Genomic DNA, 16778 nt, shown 5'->3' on the forward strand with positions numbered 1-16778 from the left:
ACTTGGTGGTTGTGGGGTTAGCCCTATTCCGGTGCCGTGCGCGGTGGTAGAAGATTGCACCGTGGATCGACGGGGATTCCATCCACAGCAAGCGGCTCGACTGGTGGGACCGGGCTGCTGCGTGGCCCCGTCGCCCAGGAGCATGCGTCGGCGAAACTCCGATTCGAATCACCGTGCAACCCACGCATCCGTTCACAGGTGACCTCAAGCTCTCCCCTTCAACCCATTCCATGAGAGGAACCGGCATGAAGCGAACTGATCTCAGCGGACTCGACGTCTCCGCGCAGGGCTTGGGTTGCATGGGAATGAGCGAGTACTACGGAGCCTCGGACTGGGACACCAACATCGCGACCATCCATCGGGCCATCGAGTTGGGCGTAACGCTGTTTGACACCGCCGATCAATACGGCTCCGGCCACAACGAGGTGTTGGTGGGGCGCGGCGTCGCCGGTCGACGCGACAGTGTCCAAATCGCCACCAAATTCGGGATCGACCGCAGCAGCGGTGACGACCGGCGGGTCTACCGCGGCGATCCGCCGTATGTGAAACGGTCCTGCGAGTCCTCGCTGCTTCGCCTCGGAATCGACCACATCGACTTGTACTACCTGCACCGGCCCCCGCAAAACGCCGAGATCGAGGACACCGTCGGTGCCATGGGTGAACTGGTCGCCGAAGGTAAGGTGCGATTCCTGGGCCTCAGCGAAGTCAGCGCCGAGCTGCTGCAGCGCGCCCACGCCGTGTATCCGATCGCCGCCGTGCAAAGCGAATACTCGCTGTGGACCCGCGAAGTCGAGCAGGTGACCCCGGTCATGGCCGAACTCGGGGTCGGCCTCGTGCCGTATTCACCTTTGGGACGGGGCTTTCTGACTGGAGCGGTCCAGGCCACGGCGCTGGATCCCACCGACTTCCGCGCCCGCAACCCCCGATTCACCGGTGATGCGGCCAAGCAAAACCAGGTGATCGCCGATACCGTGCGCCACGTGGCAGAGCGGCTCGGTGTGCTGCCCGCTCAGGTCGCCCTGGCCTGGGTCTACGCCCAGGCCCCCCGACTGGGGGTTCCCGTCGTGCCGATCCCAGGCACCCGGCACGCCAATCGGCTCGAACAGAACGTCGCCGCCCTGGACATCGACCTCGATGAGGACGCGCTTGCCCAGCTGCAGCCGCTGAGCGACCTCGTGGTCGGTGGACGCTACGCCGACCACGGCGTGCGCTGACCGCGCGGTACGCACGGGACGAGAAGACGCCCGCATGAGGCGGTTTTCGACACCGAAGACGTCGAGGCCGGCGGCTTCCTCACTGACGGGTTCAGAACGGGCCGTCACCGCCGAAACGCCGTCGGGGCGACTGGGTGTGCGCGAGCGACATCACCGCGGCCGCTGTCTACGTCGCCGCGACGAAAGCCCTTGGGTGACAGGGGAGTACATCACCGTTTCCAGCCCGCAACGCTGCGCTGACGATAAGGAAACCGTATGACCACCACTCCGTCGGGACCCACTGCCGGACAGGTCGTCCAGCACTATCTCGACGTCTTCTTCAGCCACGACGTCGACAAGACGCTGCAGTGCCTGACCGACGACGTCAGCTGGCACGTGCAAGGCGCACCGGACGTCCCCACCACTGGCGCGCGCCGCGGCAAGGCGCAGGTCCGAGAGTGGCTCGCCCTGTTCCCCAAGCATTTCCGGCCGCTCAGCTTCCGCATCCACCGGATCTTCGAGAGCGGCCACGAGGTCGTGGTCATCGGGCACTTCAGTCACCGAATCATCGACACCGGAAACGAATTCACCAGCGACTTCGCCGCCGTGTGCAGCGTCCGTGACGGCAAGCTCGACTCCTACAGCTTTCTCGAGGACTCCTTCGGGCTCTGGCAGGCGTTTCAGCATCCCACCCCGACCTAGCTGCCATCTCTCGATATCCTTGGACCTCGATATCCTTGGACTCTGTAACGGGCTGCGGCGGTGCGCGATACAGGATGCGTCGAGTGACGCGGCGGCGACCGACTGACCTCGGAGCAGTGAGGCGCACGCCCTCGTGTTTGGCCGGGGAAGTGTAGGCTGGCGCGCCTAAGAGAAGGATCCCGGCATGGTTGTCGAAAATTGCTCCTGGCGCTCCGGTGAGCCATCCTCGCTGGTGGTCGAACACGTCCTTGCTGTCGCCCCTCAACCGGTATTCGTGGTCGACGACGCTGGCAGAGTTCTGTTCGCCAATCCCGCTGCGGCCCATGGCTTCGGATACCAGGACGCCCACGAAATGCAGGGTCGACTCAGCCACCAGACGTGGCACCATAGCCGTCCCGACGGGACGGCCTATCCGGCGACCGAATGTCCACTGTTGGCCGCCGCACACCAAGGAGAGCCGGCGCACGGCTGCTACGAATGGTTCATCCGCGCCGACGGGTCGATGTTCCCGACGACGTGGCGGTGCGCACCTATCGAGATCGCCGGCCGATTAGGTGCGGTCTTCACCTTCACTGACCTGACGGAACGACATGCTGCCGAAGAAGCCAACCGCGCCCGCGACGCCGCGGAAATTCGCGCCGCGGAATCGCTTGCCGCCCAACGCCGAATGTTGGAGGCGACCACGGTTGCGCGTCAGCAGATCGCCCGAGACCTGCATGACGGCGCCCAGCAACGATTGATCAATCTACTCATTCAGCTTCAGTTGACGCGCGAGTATTTACCGCCCGCCGAAGACGTCGGTGCGCAACTGTTGGAGACGGCCGTGCTGGAGGCGAAGGCGGCCATCAACGATCTGCGCGAGCTCGCCGCGGGCATCCACCCGTCGATCCTGACCACCCGAGGGCTCGTTCCAGCCATTCGGGCCCTCGCCGCACGCACCCCTGTCGTTACCCGCGTATCGGCCGAAATCGCCGACCGACCGGCACCGCAAATCGAAGTGAGCGCGTACTTCATCGTCGCCGAAGCGTTGACTAACGTGGTCAAACACGCTCGCGCGACATCCGCGTCGATCCATATTGCTGGTGACACAGAGTCACTGCACCTGACCATCTCGGATGACGGCGTCGGTAACGCCACCCGGAGCCCCGGTTTCGGGTTGGTAGCCATGGCGGACCGTGTCGGCGCCCTGGGCGGCACCCTCCGGATCGAATCGCCTAGCGCCGGCGGCACAACGATCCACGTAGTGCTTCCGTGGCGGTTGGAGCCGGGCGGTGCCATCCATGCGCTCGATAGTCGAACCGGTCGAATCAGCTCAGGCTCATGATCAACCTCGTTGTCGCGGACGATAATCCGATCATTCGCGAAGGTGTCACCCGAATTCTCGAGCGCGGCGGCATGAGCGTTGTGGCAGCAGCGGCTGACGCCGACGAGCTGCTCGAGAAGGTGGCCACACTTCGGCCCGACGTCGTCATCGCCGACATCGAGATGCCGCCTCACCGCGCCGAGGACGGTCTGCAGGCAGCAGTCGCCATCCGTAAGTCCTACCCGGGTATCGGCGTGATCGTGCTGTCCCAATATCTCGAAGACGACTACGCACTGAGCCTGGTAGGTGACCGTCCCGAGGGCGTCGGCTATCTCCTCAAAGAGAAGATCGCGGATACGGACGTCGTCAACGACGCGGTGCGCAGGGTCGCCGCGGGAGAAGCGGTGTTGGACCCGGATGTCATCACACGACTGGTGCGTCGGCGCGGGCGCGGAACTGAATTGGAGTCGCTTACCCCGCGGGAACGCGACGTGCTGACCCTGATGGCTCAGGGCCGCTCGAACACGGGGATCGCCGAGGACCTCGTCGTCACCGTCGCCGCAGTCGAGCGCCACATCACCAACATCTTCGCCAAGTTGGGTCTCCAGCACGCCGGCACCACTCAACACCGCCGAGTGCTAGCGGTCCTCGCCTACCTGAAAAGCTAACCCCCACCTGCCATTCGGTTATCGGTCCGTGAACAGCGCACCGAGGTCAGCGTCGGCTATGCGGTCCTTGGCCACGAAGCGCACGCCGGGTACATCGGCAGCATCGGTGTCGGTTGAGACCACGAGCACCGCCAGCTCTGGGTGGCGGTGGCGCAGCCTGGCAGCGAGCTCGTAGCCGTCCGCATCTGGCAGGTGGACATCGATGAGTGCGCAGTCGGGGTGGTACCGGTCGACGGCCGCCACCCCGGAAGTGCCGTCCGCTGTCGCCGCGACGACGCTGAATCCCCGACGATTCAACAGGTTTCGGATCAGTGCCCGGAAACGCTCGTCATCGTCAATGATCACGACAGTCGCGCCCATCTGACCATGCTCGGTCAGCGCGTCCGCACCGGGAATAGGGCTAGCCCCACACCATCATCGCGGCGGACGTTACGCCGGCCGAGTGGCGTTAGCCCCACGAGCCGCCGTGGTGGTGCCAGCTTGACAGACGAGCGCACCGTGGCGAGAAAGATCAGTCCTGTCGACACCATTTTTAGGCGAGCGGCGGTCACGAAGCTTGCTATTGACTACGGGGCGCGGCGCGCGCGGCTCCGGGGTCGGCAGACGCAGACGGTGACGGTGACGATCAGGACCAACGAAATGTGCGATCGGTAAGCCGACGCTGCGTGCCCGGCTGTTAGGTTATTGAGCGTCCAAGAAGCCATCTGCGCGCCTACCGCCGCAAGAAATAGAACACTCGTGGGCCCACGGCTTGGCCGCGGTGGTGAGTGTGCGGCACACGCGCACATCGACCATGATCGTTCTAAAAAATGCCTTTTGAAATGGAAATATGATGGCTGCGCGCGCATAGTGCCGCGTCTTCTTGGTGCGCTCAGGCCCAGCCGTCGCATCGAGTTTCGGCAAAACCTTGGCATCCAAACCTGTAACTGTTAGATTGGCCACGTTAAACCAAATCTAGTTAGGTTAAGGCTTCAAAACGCACCCTGCACAGTTGCTGGCAACTGGTTGCGCACCGGAGCTTGAGGCTTGTCCGACAAGAAAGCACGCAATGATTGTTCCGCATGTTGTCGCCCGACCGTTCCGCGGAATCGGTGGGTTCTTCGCGATGGCTCTGGACACATTCGTGCTGATACCGCAGAAGCCGTTCGCTTGGCGGGAGTTCCTGACGCAGTCCTGGTTCGTCGCGCGTGTGTCACTGCTGCCCACACTGATGTTGGCGCTGCCATTCACGGTGTTGTTGGTATTTACCTTCAACATCCTGCTGATCGAGTTCGGCGCCGCCGACTACTCCGGAACCGGCGCTGCGTACGGCACGGTAACGCAGTTAGGCCCAATCGTTACCGTGCTCGTCATCGCGGGGGCCGGTGCGACGGCGATGTGCGCGGACTTGGGTGCGCGCACCATCCGAGAAGAGTTGGACGCGTTGCGCGTGATGGGCATCGACCCAATCCAGGCATTGGTAGTGCCACGGGTTCTTGCCGCCACATTCGTTGCTGTGTTGCTGTCCTCGGTCGTCATCCTGGTGGGCATCATCGGTGGCTTTTTCTTCTCTGTGTTCGTCCAGCACGTGACGCCGGGTGCATTCGCGGGCGGGATGACAATCATCACTCACCTAGCCGACGTCGTGATTGCGCTGATCAAGGCTGGGCTCTTCGGCTTGGCGGCCGGGTTGATCGCTTGCTACAAGGGAATTTCGGTCGGTGGGGGACCCGCCGGGGTCGGCAACGCGGTGAACGAGACGGTCGTGTTCACCTTTGTGGCGCTGTTCGCGATCAACATTCTGGCAAGCACGGTGGGGGTAGAGGCCACGCTATGAGCGTAGGGGTTGCTAGCGCACAATTCGCGCGAGTTCACCGCAGGCTGCGCCGTTGGTCCGATGGCTGGGTTCGGCTGGGCGAGCAGACCCAGTTCTACGGGCAGACGCTGATCTCCATCGGTGATGTATTTCGGCGTTACCAGACCGAGTTGCTCCGTCTCATCGCCCAGATGGGTTTGGGTTCAGGCGCTTTGGCCGTCATCGGCGGCACCGTCGTCATTGTCGGCTTCTTGACGCTCACGACCGGTGCACTCGTGGCGGTCCAAGGCTACAACCAGTTCTCCCAGGTTGGGACTGAAGCTCTCACCGGCTTCGCATCGGCCTACTTCAACGTGCGACTGATCGCGCCACTGACCGCCGGGATCGGGCTGGCGGCGACAATCGGCGCCGGCGCGACAGCGCAGCTGGGCGCGATGCGCATCAATGAAGAAATCGATGCCTTGGAGGTGATGGGCATACGTTCGGTTGCCTACCTGGCGTCTACGAGAGTGATCTCCGGGATCATCGTGGTGATTCCGCTCTACTGCGTCGCCGTGCTGATGTCCTTCTTGGCGGCACGATTTGGCACCACTTATGTCTACGGTCAGTCGACCGGCGTCTACGACCATTACTTCAACACCTTCTTGAGCCCGACCGACCTCATCTGGTCGTTCTTGTTGGCCGTGACGATGGCGATCGTCATCATGCTGGTCCACACCTATTACGGCTTCACGGCATCCGGCGGCCCCGCCGGTGTCGGTGAGGCGGTCGGGCGGGCTGTGCGTACGTCCCTAGTGGCCTCGGCGCTGGCTGTGCTCTTGGTCTCCCTGGCCATCTACGGCCAATCCGGCAACTTCAACCTGTCGGGATAACGTGATGGAATCCTCGCAAAAAGCGCGTCGCTTCCACCCCGGCTGGTGGACGCTGGTGCTAATCGCGGTCCTCGTTTGCTCTGTTGTGCTCAGCGCGGCGTTGTTCGCTGGAACGTTTCGCAGTTTCGTTCCCGTCACGCTCGCCTCCGGCCGGGCGGGGCTCGTGATGGAGGCCGGCGCGAAGGTCAAGATGCTCGGCGTTGCAGTAGGACGCGTGTCGAGGATCGAAGGAGGTCGACAGCCGGTACGCCTGCAGCTGGACATCGATCCCGATCAGGCCAGCCACATCCCGGCCAACGTTGAGGCAGAGATTCGGGCCACGACTGCGTTTGGCGCCAAATACGTGGAGCTGATCCCCCCCAGTCACCCCAGTTCCAAACATCTTGTAGCCGGCGCGGTCCTGCAGTCGCGGAACGTAAGTACCGAGGTGAACACCGTATTCGAAAGTCTGGTCGGGGTACTACATCAGATCGACCCGTCAAAGCTCAACGCGGTCCTCGGCGCCATCGCGGATGGTGTGCGTGGCCAGGGCGGGCGAATTGGCCAGGCGACCACCGACGCCAATCAGGTTCTGCTGGCGGTCAATCCGCGTATGGACACCGTCGCTGCCAACTTCGGATCGCTGCAGGGGTTCAGCGACGCCTATGCCGCGGCGGCCAAGGACATCATGTCCACATTGGACGGCGCGAGCACCACAAGCACCACGATCACCAATGAGTCGAAAGCGTTGGATGCGTTGCTGCTCAACGTCATCGGATTCTCCCGAGACGCAGTTGACGTGATCGCCCCGAACGAGGGCAACCTCGTGAACACGGTCAACCTGCTAAGCCCGACGACCAGTCTGCTGCTGAAGTACAACCCCGAATACACCTGCTTGCTCGTGGGCTCGAAGTACTTCCTCGACAACGGCGGCTATACCGCCTTCGGCGGCAACGGAAGATCCGAAATCGCCGACGCCGCATTGTTGTTCGGCAAAGACCCTTACAAATTCCCGCAAAACCTGCCCATCGTGGCGGCCAAGGGTGGGCCGGGGGGAAAGCCAGGTTGCGGATCGCTGCCCGATGCCGCGAAACAGTTCCCAGTACGGCAACTGGTGACCAACACCGGATGGGGAACCGGTCTCGACATCCGCCCCAACCCCGGCACAGGCCACCCCTTCTACATCAATTGGCTTCCCACTACCCGGGGTGTTCCCCAACCGCCGCGGGTGGGCGGCAACAGCGCGCCCGCAATTGGACCTGTGCCCTACCCTGGTGCGCCCCCCTACGGAGCGCCGTTGTTCGGAGCCGATGGGACACCGTTATGGGCGCCACCGCCGCCAGGCGCACCCCCACCGCCGGTCCCCGGAGTGTTGAACCCGCCACCGCCTTACGGAACAGGGACCGGGCCCCCATCCCAACCGCTGCCGCAGGTGTCACCCGGTCCTGCCCCGCAGGCCCCGATCGACCCCGGGCCGGACGCCCCGTCGTCACCTGCAGTAGAAGCACCGCCCGGACCGTGACCATCACCACCATCGACAGAGGAACGACGCGTTGAGAGACAAGTTGGGGAGCGTGATCTGGCGCCTGGGCCTGTTTGTGATGGTCTGTGTGCTGGGCACTTTCGCCTTGTTGACACTGTTCGCCCAGTTCCGGTTTCAAAAAGAAATGACATACCGGGCGGAATTCACCAACATCAGCGGTTTGCAAGCGGGTGACTTCGTGCGCATCGCCGGCGTCGAGGTTGGCAAGGTGAAAGGTATTCGACTCAACCGCGAGCACCGGGCAGTGGTCGAATTCTCCGCGGACGACACCGTCCTGCTGACCGAGGGCACCCGCGCGGCGATCCGCTACGACAACCCCATTGGTGGCCGCTTCATGGCGCTGCTCGAGGGCGCAGGCGGCATTAAGCGCCTTAATCCAGGTCAAACCATCCCCGTCGATCGCACTCAACCCGCGCTGGACCTCGACGCACTCATCGGTGGGTTCCGCCCGCTGTTTCGGGCACTCGATCCCGACCAGGTCAACGCCCTGTCAAAACAACTGATCGACGCGTTTCAGGGCCAAGGCGCCACGATCAGCTCATTCTTGTCGCAGACAGCCGCCTTGACAAACACCCTCGCGAACCGCGACGCGCTCATCGGCCAAGTCATCGGCAATCTGAATTCGCTACTCGAATCGCTTGGCCGACAAAGCGATCAATTCGCCAAGGCCGTCGACTCGCTGTCTGAACTCGTCCACGTTCTCGCCGGGCGCAAAGTTGATATCAGCAATTCAGTGGCGTACACCAACGCGGTGTCCGGATCTGTCGCCGATCTGCTCAGCCAATCCCGCGGCCCGCTGAAGAACATTGTCGATCAATCAGATCGAGCCAACAGCATCGTCGTCGCCGACCACGAGTACATGGACCATCTGCTAGACACACTGCCCGATGCCTATCAGCGGGTCGGGCGGCAGGGACTGTACGGCGACTACTTCGCTTACTACATCTGCGACCTCTTGATCAAAGTCAATGGCAAGGGTGGTCAACCGGTGTACATCAAGTTGGCCGGACAAGACAGCGGGCGGTGCGCGCCCAAATGAAGCGATTCTCAGAACGCAACCCAGCCGTCATCGGCATGATCGGCGTCGGGCTAACAGCCGCCATCACCGCAGGGGCATTGCAGTATAAGGAACTGCCGTTCTTCAACAGCGACCGAGAATACTCGGCGTACTTCGCCGAAGCCGGCGGTCTGAAAACCGGTGCCGCAGTGCAGGTCGCAGGACTGCGGGTCGGTGCGGTGGACGGCATCGACCTCGATGGCGCACGAGTCCGCATCACCTTCAAGGTCGACAAGGACGTGTCATTGGGGGACCGTGCCGAGGCGGCGGTGAAAACGAAAAGCCTGCTCGGAGCCAAGATCCTCGAGATCACACCGCGCGGTGGTGGAGACCTCTCGGCGGCTATCCCGATCGAACGCACGACATCGGCGTACCAGTTGCCTGACGCGCTAGGCGACTTGGCTACCACCGTCAGCGGGCTGAACACCAACCAGCTGAACGATTCCTTGTCGACGCTGGCGCAGACCTTTCAGAACACCGCACCGGATCTCCAAAAGGCGGTGCAGGGGGCAGCCCGCTTCTCGCAGACCATCGACGAACGCGACGCGCAGTTGCGCGGTCTGCTGCAGAATGCCAGCAAAGCCACCGGCGTGTTGGCGAAGCGCAGCGACGAGGTGGTCAGACTGATCACCGAAACCAACGCGTTGTTGGCGCAGCTGCAGACTCAGAGCGCGGCATTGGATCACCTGTCGGGCAACATCTCTGCACTGTCGAAGCAGGTATCGGGGCTGATCGCGGATAACCGCGAGACGCTCAGGCCGTCACTCGAGAAGCTCAACGGCGTGCTGACCATTCTGGACAATCACAAGGAAAAGATCCAGAAGTCCATCAAACTGCTCAACTCTTACGCCATGTCGCTCGGCGAGTCGGTAGCGTCCGGCCCGTACTTCAAAGCCATCCTCGCCAACCTGCTACCCGGACAGTTCATCCAACCTTTCGTCGACGCAGCATTTTCCGACCTGGGGTTAGACCCGAACGTGCTGCTGCCCTCGCAGCGGTTCGATCCGCAAATCGGTCAGCCCGCCACCCCGGCGTTACCGTTGCCGATGCCCCGGACCGGTCAGGGCGGAGACCCCCATCTCTTCCTGCCTGACGCCATCACCGGCAATCCGGGCGATCCGCGGTACCCGTACCGGGAACCCCTTCCCGCGCCACCTCCTGGCGGGCCGCCGCCCGGGCCGCCGGCGCTACCCGCGCCGGCCAGCGCGCCACCAGTCCCGGCGCTGTGCCCTCCCTGCCCAGCCCCAACTGACAGGGGACAGTGATGCGAAGCCGCACCGCGCGGATCGGCCTCGCCACGGTGCTGGCGCTGTGCCTGATCGGTGGCGGCATCGTGGCAGTGCGGGCGACCGCAATGATTGGCCGCCACCACATCGTCGCGTATTTCGACAACAGCAACGGCATCTTCCGTGGCGACGAGATCCGTGTCCTCGGTGTGCCTGTCGGCAAGATCGACTCGATCGAACCCGAACCCGACCGCGCGAAGATCACCTTCTGGGTCGACGAGAAATACAAGATCCCCGCCGACGTGAAGGCAGTGATTATCTCGCCTCAACTGGTCACATCGCGGGCCATCCAGCTCACCCCGGCCTACACCGGTGGACCCGTCCTGGGCGCCGACGCGGTAATTCCCAAGGACCATACGGCGGTCCCCGTGGAATGGGACGACTTCCGCAAGCAACTCCAGACACTGACTGAGACCTTGCAACCCACCGAACACGGTGGCGTCAGCCCGCTCGGCGCGTTCATCAACACCACGGCGGCCAACCTGCGTGGCCAAGGTGCCAACATCCGCGACACGATCATCAAACTGTCGCAAGCGTTCTCCGTGCTCGGCGACCACAGCACCGACATCTTCGCCACGATCAAGAACCTGTCGATCCTGGCGGCCGCCTTGCAATCGAGCACCGACCTGATGGCTCAGCTCAATCGCAACCTGGCGGCGGTCACGTCGTCGCTGTCGCACAGCCCCGACGAAGTAGGTCGTGCGGTCAACGACATCAACAGCGCCGCAATCGATGTGAAGAAGTTTGTTGCCGACAATCGCGACGCACTGGGCACGACGTCGGACAAACTCGCCTCGATCACCAAGGCCGTCTACGACAGCCTCGACGACGTCAAACAAACGTTGCACGTCGCGCCGAACGCCTTCCAAAACTTCGTCAACATCTTTGAGCCGGGGAACGCGGCCGCCACCGGCATCCTCGCCGTGAACAACTTCTCCAACCCAATCTCGTTCTTGTGCGGTGCAATTCAGGCGGCCTCGCGACTCAACGCCGAACAGTCGGCCAAACTCTGCGTGCAGTACCTGGCGCCGATCATCAAGAACCGACAGCTGAACTTTCCGCCCATCGGCATCAACCCCTTCGTCGGACCGATGGCGCGACCTAATGAAATTACCTACAGCGAGGATTGGATGCGTCCCGACTATCGGCCCGCGCCACCGCAAGGCGAGATGCCGCCGCCACCCGGTGCCCCGCCGCCGCACGAGCCTGCTGCCCTGCCAGGCGCCCCGTTGGCCGCCGAAGCCGGATCGGCTCCAGCAGCGCAACCCGGGGCCGCCTCAATTGACCCAGCGGGCGGCCTGCCCGCGCTGATGGTGCCCCGGGGAGGCGGATCATGATGGGGCGACTCGGGCGCGGCTTCGCCGCCGGGAGTGCGTTGCTGGCGCTTCTCACCGCAATCTCCGGGTGCGGCTGGCGCGGCGTGAATTCGCTGCCGTTGCCCGGCACCGAGGGACACGGTCCCGGTGCGTATCGAGTGCAGGCGGAATTGCCCGAAGTCACCAACCTGCAACAGAATTCCCGGGTTCGTGTCGGAGACGTCACGGTCGGCAACGTCAGCAAGATCGAACGCCGAGGGTGGCACGCGTTGATCACCATGACGCTCAACGGAGACGTCGACCTGCCGGCCAATGCCACCGCGAAGGTGGGTCAGACCAGCTTGTTAGGCACGCTCCACGTCGAATTGGCGCGACCGACCACTGTTGCCCCACAGGGCAAACTCCACGATGGCTCGTTGATCCCGTTGCGCAACGGATCGGACTATCCGTCCACCGAACAGACCCTCTCGGCGGTATCGATGCTGTTCAACGGGGGTGGACTGGGCCAAGTCCAAGACATCACTACGGCGTTCAGCACTGCCTTCAGGGGACGTGAGCAGGATCTGCGCAGCTTTCTGGAGCAGATCGACGAGTTCATCGGTCATCTCAACGACCAAAAGGCCGTCATCATCGCCGCCACCGACAGCCTGAACAAGCTGGTGGGCCAATTCGCCGATCAGCGGCCCGTGATTGACAAGGCCCTGCAAACCATCCCTGATGCGCTCAAGGTGCTCAGCGAGGACCGCGACCACCTCGCGGACGCCTTCGACCAGTTCGGCAAGTTCAGCGCGGTGACCGCCGACTCCGTAGCCAAGACGAAAGCCGATCTCGTCAAAGAATTTAACGACGTCGCCCCGGTCATCAAGTCACTGGCCGACGCCGGCCCGGCGCTGACCCGATCACTGAGTGAACTGGCAACCTTTCCGTTCCCCAAGGAAACCATTGAGAACTGGGTGCGTGGCGACTATGTCAACCTCACCGGGATTTTCGACCTAACGCTGAGTCGGATCGACGCGGCGATGTTCACGGGGACGCGGTTCGAGGGCAATCTGACCGAGCTCGAGATGCAATGGGGCCGTACGATCGGTCAGCTGCCCAGCCCCTACACTGCCGGCAACCCTCTGATCGCGCCGTACAAAGTCGATCAGGGGCCCTGACGTGCACCTCACTCGGCGGATCAGGATCCAACTGGCGCTATTCGCCGCGATCTCCCTGGTGGCGGGCGCGATCATGGTGTTTGGCTACATCAAGCTGCCCACACTGTTATTCGGTGTCGACCGGTACACCGTGACCGTTGAGCTTCCGCGTGCCGGCGGCCTTTACAAGGCCGGCAACGTCACCTATCGCGGCACTGAAGTGGGCCGCATCCGGGACGTGCGGATCGTCGGGGACGAGGTGCACGCCATCCTGTCGCTGAACTCCGATATCAAGATCCCGTCTGACCTAGAGGCGCAAGTGCACAGCCAGTCCGCGATCGGTGAACAGTACATCGCACTCGTGCCGCGCAACGGCACGTCACGCCCGTTGCGAGACGGCGACGTCATTCCCGAGAGCCGGACCACCGTACCGCCCGATATCAACGGGCTCCTCGACGCGGCCAACCGTGGCTTGCAAGCGATTCCGCGGGACAACCTGAAGACGATGATCGACGAAAGCTATACCGCCGTCGGTGGTTTGGGCCCCGACATTTCACGGCTGGTCAAGGCAACCACGACGTTGTCGATCGATTCGCGAGCCAACTTGGACTCGATCCTCGGCGCGATCGATCACGTCGGGCCGATCTTGGACTCCCAGGCACAGACCCCGGACGCGATCCGGGCGTGGGCAGCCCATCTGGCGAGCATCAGCGGCTCGCTCAAGACCCATGACGACGCGTTGGCCCAATTCCTTCCAAACGGCGCCGATGCGGCCGAACAGAGTCGCCAACTCATCGACCGGATCCGGCCGACGTTGCCCGTGCTGCTGGCCAACCTGGTCAGCATCGGCGGCGTCGCTCTCACTTATCAGCCTGCGATCGAACAGATTCTGGTCCTGTTGCCCCAGGGGGTAGCCAGCCTGCAGGGCGGATCGGTGATGACGCACGACGTCAATACGCCGTACAAGGGCGCGTTACTGGACTTCAATCTCAATCTGAACGCGCCGCCGCCCTGCACGACAGGCTTCCTGCCGGCAACCCAGATCCGGCCGCCCAGCCTCCAGGACGCCCCCGCACGCCCGGATGGGGACCTGTACTGCCGGATTCCGCAGGATGCTCCGTTCACCGGCGTCCGCGGCGCGCGTAACTATCCGTGCTTGACCCGACCGGGCAAACGTGCGCCCACGGTCAAGATGTGTGAGAGCGACGAGGAGTACGTGCCCCTCAACGACGGTAACAACTGGAAGGGCGATCCGAACGCGACACTGTCCGGCCAGGACGTGCCCCAGCTGGCACCCCCTACTGCCGCAGGGCCACAGCCCACGCCCGCCGCGGCGCCGCCTGCATCCCCGCCGCCGATCGCCGCGGCGTTCTACGACCCGGAGACGGGTTCTTACATCGGACCCGACGGACATACCTACACCCAGACCGACCTCGCTCGAACGGCCCCGAAGGACAGGACATGGCAGAAAATGCTGATGCCGCCAACCGGCAACTGAATGTCGCGACGACCGCCGCCGGCACCGCCCTTGCCGAGGACGGTGATCGAGATCGCGACCGAGCCTCGGGTCGAGATGATGACGGTGACGCCGAGCAGGTCAGCGACTCCAGCGACGACGCGGTCAGTGCCGACGACCTCGAGGACGGCCGATCCGCAAAACGGCCGCGCAACGTCATGCGGTTGGCCGCGACAGTTGGTGTCGTAATGATCGCGGCGACGGGCGGGCTGGGGGCGTGGCTGATTACCCAGGCGGTCAAGACAGACCATCAACTCGAACGGCGTGCCTTGTTCCTGAGCGTGGCCCGACAAGGCGCGCTCAACCTGACCACCATCAAAGCCGCCGAAATCGACGCCGACGTGCAACGGATTTTGGATTCATCGACGGGGGTGTTCCACGACGACTTCCAGAAGCGCTCCCAGCCGTTCGTCGGCCTCGTCAAACAGACCCAGGCATCGTCGGAGGGAACTGTCACTGAGGCCGGCGTCGAGTCGATGACCGACGAGACGGCGCAGGTATTGGTGGCGGTGTCGGTGAAGACGACAACTCCCGGCGCGCCACCCGACCAACAACCACGCCTATGGCGCATGCGGCTGCACGTCCAGCAGGTCGGCGGCAGCGCCAAAGTGTCCGACGTCGTCTTCGTGCCATGAGGATTGCGATGAGAGCAGCCGAGATGACCGTCGATACCAAGAACGACAACTGCCTCGCGGCGGATGACTCCGAGCAGCCCTCGGCGGCCGATGCTTCCGTGCAGGCCGATGACGTCGCCGCGACCCGCACCGAGCGAGCCGTCGCCGAGCCAAGGCGACGTTTGACCCGGACCCGGCTTGTCGTGTTCGGTCTGCTGCCCGCAATCGTGCTGTTGCTGGCGGCGGGTGCGGCATACGCCAGATGGCGAGTTGTGTCGGTACGCGAGGCCCAGCTGGCCGGCATCGCCGCCGTTCAATCCGCCAGGGATGGCACCGTCGCGCTGCTCGGATACCGACCCGACACCGTGGAAAACGATTTGACCGCGGCCCGGGAGAGGCTAACCGGCACGTTCCGCGATTCCTACACGTCGCTGACCGAGCAGGTCGTAATCCCCGGTGCCCAACAGAAATTGATCACCGCAATCGCCAAGGTGCCAGCGGCGGCACTGGTTTCCGCGACCGCCAGTCACGCAGTCGTCCTCGTCTTCGTTGACCAAACCACCACGATCGGCAATGGATCACCCTCGGACACCGCATCAAGCGTGCGAGTCACCCTCGACAAGATCAACAACAAATGGCTGATTTCGGGATTCGATCCGGTCTGACCGCAGTCAAAGGAGATGTGATGAGCCAAACGCGGTCCCTAGCCCTTACAGTGCTGGCAATTGCCGCGCTGTTCGGTGTGGCGATGCGGCCGGGCGGCGCGCGTGCCCGCGCCGACGCGGTGGCCTACTTGTTCAACGTGACTGTCAGGCCGGGTTACAACTTCGCCAACGCCGATGCGGCAATCGCCTACGGACGTGGCATCTGCGACAAGGTTAGCGGCGGAAACGCCTACGCCGACGTGATGCAGGACGTGAAAACCGATTTCAACACTTCCGATGAGTTCCAGGCCTCCTACCTGATCTCCCAAGCGGTCGGTGAGTTGTGTCCCGCACAAATCTGGCAACTACGAAACTCGGCGGCGCACTACCGACCGACCGCCGCGCCCAGTCGCATTGGTGTTGACCACATACCGCGGGAGGCGCTATGAATCACCTTGTGGGAGCGCATCGTTCGATGAGCGCTCGCCGATCTGCCCGAGCGGGGGTGACGGTGGTCGCGTCCATGACCGCAACGATTACGGCGGTGCCGGCTGCGTCGGCTGACAACGCGCGGCTGAATTCGAGTGTGTACGCCAACATCTATACCGTTCGGCATCAGGCCGGATGCACGGCCGACGTCAAGGTGAACCCGCAGCTGCGGCTAGCGGCCCAGTGGCACACCGACGATGTCCTGAACAACCCCGCCCTCGACGGCGACATTGGTTCGGACGGATCCACTGTCGAAGACCGCGCGAAGAAGGCCGGCTTCACCGGCACCGTCGCGGAAACGGTTGCGATCAATCCCGCCGTCGCAATCAGCAGCCTCGAGCTGATTCGCCAGTGGTACTACGACCCGGCCTCGCTCGCCATCATGCAGAACTGCGCCAATACCCAGGTGGGGGTCTGGTCGGAGAACAGTTTCAACCGCACCGTCGTCGTCGCCGTCTACGGTAAGCCCAATTAGCGGCAACGGCTATTCAACGAAAGCAATTGCTCTGCTGAGCATTTCACCTATACCGGATGATGAAAGGAGGTCGCCATGGATCCTAGCCCAGACTATGACGCCAGCGACGAACTCGAATACGGCCTGGCGGCAATCGCGTGGTTACTACGCGGCGTGTATCCGCCGCCCGCATACGTACCGAACTGAAGAC

General features: G+C 63.3%; 17 protein-coding genes and 1 pseudogene. 17 read left to right on the plus strand and 1 reads right to left on the minus strand.

Annotated features, from left to right (window positions below):
• The first annotated feature begins 245 nt into the window (after nt 1–245).
• From AWC25_RS22540 to AWC25_RS22555, 4 genes are all read left to right on the plus strand, one after another.
• The gene (locus AWC25_RS22540; RefSeq protein WP_069401134.1) at nt 246–1214 is read left to right on the plus strand and encodes an aldo/keto reductase; all 969 of its coding nucleotides are present in this window, start codon (nt 246–248) and stop codon (nt 1212–1214) included.
• A gap of 255 nt (nt 1215–1469) precedes the next feature.
• Nucleotides 1470–1895 (plus strand): nuclear transport factor 2 family protein, encoded by a 426-nt coding sequence (locus AWC25_RS22545; RefSeq protein ID WP_069401135.1) that lies wholly within the window; start codon nt 1470–1472, stop codon nt 1893–1895.
• A gap of 232 nt (nt 1896–2127) precedes the next feature.
• The gene (locus tag AWC25_RS22550; RefSeq protein WP_244899582.1) at nt 2128–3219 is read left to right on the plus strand and encodes a PAS domain-containing sensor histidine kinase; all 1092 of its coding nucleotides are present in this window, start codon (nt 2128–2130) and stop codon (nt 3217–3219) included.
• A complete protein-coding gene (locus AWC25_RS22555; RefSeq protein WP_069401137.1) occupies nt 3216–3866 on the plus strand; it encodes a response regulator transcription factor in 651 nt (216 codons plus the stop codon). Before AWC25_RS22550 ends, AWC25_RS22555 begins: the two co-directional genes overlap by 4 nt.
• Before the next feature lie 18 nt (nt 3867–3884).
• Here the strand turns inward: AWC25_RS22555 and AWC25_RS22560 are convergent, their stop codons facing one another.
• On the minus strand, nt 3885–4226 hold the full coding sequence (locus AWC25_RS22560) for a response regulator transcription factor (RefSeq protein ID WP_085167713.1): 342 nt from the start codon (nt 4224–4226) through the stop codon (nt 3885–3887).
• Between the two features lie 688 nt (nt 4227–4914).
• On the opposite strand from AWC25_RS22560, the gene AWC25_RS22565 reads away from it, so the two are divergent.
• The 13 genes and pseudogenes from AWC25_RS22565 to AWC25_RS27905 all read left to right on the plus strand — a co-directional run.
• On the plus strand, nt 4915–5682 hold the full coding sequence (locus AWC25_RS22565) for an MlaE family ABC transporter permease (protein ID WP_069401138.1): 768 nt from the start codon (nt 4915–4917) through the stop codon (nt 5680–5682).
• Nucleotides 5679–6533, plus strand: a complete 855-nt coding sequence (locus AWC25_RS22570; protein ID WP_085167715.1) for an ABC transporter permease — start codon at nt 5679–5681, stop codon at nt 6531–6533. The genes AWC25_RS22565 and AWC25_RS22570 overlap by 4 nt, the downstream gene beginning before the upstream one ends.
• Nucleotides 6534–6537: 4 nt before the next feature.
• Nucleotides 6538–8034, plus strand: coding sequence for an MCE family protein (locus AWC25_RS22575; RefSeq protein ID WP_069401155.1), 1497 nt, complete (start codon nt 6538–6540; stop codon nt 8032–8034).
• A 31-nt stretch (nt 8035–8065) separates the two neighbouring features.
• Nucleotides 8066–9094: an MCE family protein gene (locus AWC25_RS22580; protein WP_084229397.1), complete on the plus strand. Its 1029-nt coding sequence runs from the start codon at nt 8066–8068 to the stop codon at nt 9092–9094.
• Complete coding sequence (locus AWC25_RS22585; RefSeq protein ID WP_085167717.1) at nt 9091–10377, plus strand: MCE family protein; 1287 nt, start codon at nt 9091–9093, stop codon at nt 10375–10377. The genes AWC25_RS22580 and AWC25_RS22585 overlap by 4 nt, the downstream gene beginning before the upstream one ends.
• On the plus strand, nt 10377–11735 hold the full coding sequence (locus AWC25_RS22590; RefSeq protein ID WP_069401141.1) for an MCE family protein: 1359 nt from the start codon (nt 10377–10379) through the stop codon (nt 11733–11735). Before AWC25_RS22585 ends, AWC25_RS22590 begins: the two co-directional genes overlap by 1 nt.
• Nucleotides 11735–12871 (plus strand): virulence factor Mce family protein, encoded by a 1137-nt coding sequence (locus tag AWC25_RS22595; protein WP_085167719.1) that lies wholly within the window; start codon nt 11735–11737, stop codon nt 12869–12871. Before AWC25_RS22590 ends, AWC25_RS22595 begins: the two co-directional genes overlap by 1 nt.
• Nucleotide 12872: 1 nt before the next feature.
• A complete protein-coding gene (locus AWC25_RS22600; RefSeq protein ID WP_085167721.1) occupies nt 12873–14348 on the plus strand; it encodes an MCE family protein in 1476 nt (491 codons plus the stop codon).
• Nucleotides 14312–15001: a hypothetical protein gene (locus AWC25_RS22605; RefSeq protein WP_069401157.1), complete on the plus strand. Its 690-nt coding sequence runs from the start codon at nt 14312–14314 to the stop codon at nt 14999–15001. The genes AWC25_RS22600 and AWC25_RS22605 overlap by 37 nt, the downstream gene beginning before the upstream one ends.
• Nucleotides 15002–15009: 8 nt before the next feature.
• Nucleotides 15010–15645, plus strand: coding sequence for a hypothetical protein (locus tag AWC25_RS22610; RefSeq protein ID WP_232327108.1), 636 nt, complete (start codon nt 15010–15012; stop codon nt 15643–15645).
• Nucleotides 15646–15665: 20 nt separating this feature from the next.
• Nucleotides 15666–16073, plus strand: a complete 408-nt coding sequence (locus AWC25_RS22615) for a DUF732 domain-containing protein (RefSeq protein WP_069401144.1) — start codon at nt 15666–15668, stop codon at nt 16071–16073.
• A 26-nt stretch (nt 16074–16099) separates the two neighbouring features.
• On the plus strand, nt 16100–16588 hold the full coding sequence (locus tag AWC25_RS22620; protein WP_069401145.1) for a CAP domain-containing protein: 489 nt from the start codon (nt 16100–16102) through the stop codon (nt 16586–16588).
• 69 nt (nt 16589–16657) lie between these two features.
• Nucleotides 16658–16774: pseudogene (locus AWC25_RS27905) on the plus strand (CAP domain-containing protein); the annotation flags it as partial.
• Nucleotides 16775–16778: the final 4 nt, after the last annotated feature.

Origin of the sequence: Mycobacterium sherrisii (genome assembly GCF_002102355.1) — a bacterium.
Taxonomy (GTDB): Bacteria; Actinomycetota; Actinomycetes; order Mycobacteriales; family Mycobacteriaceae; genus Mycobacterium; species Mycobacterium sherrisii.